This is a genomic window from Vibrio sp. 1402 (assembly GCF_033340275.1).
This window is the reverse complement of sequence record NZ_JAWOWE010000235.1, coordinates 1-734: the sequence shown is the minus strand read 5'-3', so window position 1 is coordinate 734 and position 734 is coordinate 1. Positions and strand designations below refer to the sequence as shown.

General features: G+C 47.5%; 1 protein-coding gene. It reads left to right on the top strand.

The annotated features are described in order from the left end of the window. On the top strand, nucleotides 1-734 hold a 734-nt coding region (locus tag R7044_RS25305; protein ID WP_225456008.1), incomplete at both ends, for an alanine:cation symporter family protein.

Below are 734 nucleotides of genomic sequence, written 5' to 3'. Positions count from 1 at the left end.
TGTCATTCTTGCCTTCATCATCTTTGGTGGCGTAAAGCGTATTGCGAACTTCACTCAGATCGTTGTGCCATTCATGGCATTGGCGTACATCATCACCGCTTTCGTTATCATTCTTCTAAACATCGGTGAAATCCCACGCATTATCGGCATGATCCTAGGAGACGCGTTCACTCCTATGGCTGGTGTTGGCGCTGCCATTGGTTGGGGTGTTAAACGTGGTGTTTACTCAAATGAAGCAGGCCAAGGTACCGGCCCTCACGCAGCAGCGGCAGCAAGCGTTGATCATCCTGCACAGCAAGGTCTGGTTCAATCATTCTCAATCTACATCGATACACTACTAGTATGTTCGGCAACTGCGTTTATGATTCTTATCACAGGTGCGTACAACGTACACGGTGCGGTTGAAGGTGCATTCCTTGTGCAAAACCTACCAGCCGATATTGGGGCCAATGGTCCAGTATTCACGCAAATGGCGATTGAAAGTGCTCTGCCTGGAGTTGGTAAACCGTTCATCGCTGTTGCACTGTTCTTCTTCGCATTCACCACGATCTTGGCTTACTACTACATCGCAGAAACAAACATTGCCTACATTCGCCGTACCTTTAAAGTGAACGGTCTGATGTTTATCTTAAAACTGGTACTTATTTCAGCCGTGTTTTACGGTACAGTAAAAACCGCAAACCTAGCATGGGCGATGGGTGATGTTGGCGTAGGTTTGATGGCTTGGCTGAACA